At 45.5% G+C, this 1,482-nt stretch carries 5 tRNA genes; 2 read left to right on the forward strand and 3 right to left on the reverse strand.

Annotated elements, in window-relative coordinates:
- Positions 1-14 precede the first annotated feature (14 nt).
- The 3 genes from ACXAH1_RS24570 to ACXAH1_RS24580 form a co-directional block, all read right to left on the reverse strand.
- Positions 15-90 (reverse strand) — tRNA-Val (locus ACXAH1_RS24570).
- 147 nt (positions 91-237) lie between these two features.
- Positions 238-313 (reverse strand) — tRNA-Val (locus ACXAH1_RS24575).
- A gap of 134 nt (positions 314-447) precedes the next feature.
- A tRNA-Val gene (locus ACXAH1_RS24580) sits at positions 448-523 on the reverse strand.
- A 597-nt stretch (positions 524-1,120) separates the two neighbouring features.
- Here ACXAH1_RS24580 and ACXAH1_RS24585 point away from each other — a divergent pair.
- Positions 1,121-1,196, forward strand: a tRNA-Ala gene (locus ACXAH1_RS24585).
- Positions 1,197-1,267: 71 nt separating this feature from the next.
- Positions 1,268-1,343 (forward strand) — tRNA-Glu (locus ACXAH1_RS24590).
- Positions 1,344-1,482 lie beyond the last annotated feature (139 nt).

Here is a 1,482-nt window from a genome sequence, read left to right on the forward strand (position 1 = left end):
GTTCACCAAATTAATGGTGGGTTGTACTGGACTTGAACCAGTGACCCTCGCCTTGTAAGGGCGATGCTCTCCCAACTGAGCTAACAACCCATAACTATTCTGACTTTTGCGTATTGAGCCATAATTTTTCCTTCTTTTTAAACAAGAAGATTATGGTGGGTTGTACTGACTTTAATTCAGAACCCTTGCCTTGGTAAGAATGAGCGCGATGCTGCATCGACCAAGTTTACCAAATTATGGTGGGTTGTACTGGACTTGAACCAGTGACCCTCGCCTTGTAAGGGCGATGCTCTCCCAACTGAGCTAACAACCCAATACGCTGTTTCAAATGTGAATGTCTATATTAACTTTCACCAAATTAATGGTGGGTTGTACTGACTTTAATTCAGAACCCTTGCCTTGGTAAGAGTGAGCGCGATGCTGCATCGACCAAGTTCACCAAATTAGTGGTGGGTTGTACTGGACTTGAACCAGTGACCCTCGCCTTGTAAGGGCGATGCTCTCCCAACTGAGCTAACAACCCACATTCGAAACACAAGACACATTGCCGTGTCGTTGTGGGGCGCTATTATATGTTTCCTTTCAAAGGAGTCAACACAAAATCCTGATTTTTTATCTGTATGCTTCTTTTGTGTTCAGGTGTTCGTTTTTTAGGTATTTCTCTTCATTATATGTCTAAGCAATATATTGTCCGCCAGGTAAAGTGAGCGGCGGGGTGGTGAAGATGTTGAGTGCTGTTTTTAGACAGGAAGGTGGGCAGGGGGAAGTTAAAAGCATTTGTTTCGAGATAGAATCCGCTTGCAAATGAAATGAGTTGTCCAATGGATACTCTGGCCTTTTATCTGTGTCCAATTGAGTAGCAGTCTGTGTCTCCTTGTTCAAAATATTGAGAGGTCAAGTACAAGGATATGCATAATCGAGAATAGCTGGTTTTAAATTAAGCAAAAACAGGCACTTCTATTGATTGAAGCGCTTAATTCGCTTATATTCTGTCCTCTTGGGGTGTTTTTGCAGCAGTTAGAAAAAACTTGCAGAAAAGGTGTTGACTTTGTTTTCTGTGATGCATAGAATGCGCCCCGCACTCAGCGATGCAGCGTTACAGTTTCATTGCTGCTGGTGAGGGGCTATAGCTCAGCTGGGAGAGCGCTTGCATGGCATGCAAGAGGTCGGCGGTTCGATCCCGCCTAGCTCCACCAAATTCAGTGCGTAAATGTCCTAGTGATATAATATTTGGAACTGGCTTCGAATGCTGCTTCTAAATGATTGTGTCCCCTTCGTCTAGAGGCCTAGGACACCGCCCTTTCACGGCGGTAACAGGGGTTCGAATCCCCTAGGGGACGCCACTTACTTTTTGTAAGTACCAAGCTCGCATGGTAAGAGCCTAAATAACCAGTCCTAGTGACACATTCAGTGTCCCCTTCGTCTAGAGGCCTAGGACACCGCCCTTTCACGGCGGTAACAGGGGTTCGAATCCCCTAGGGG

This window comes from Pseudoalteromonas sp. AWH4_217, assembly GCF_056161105.1.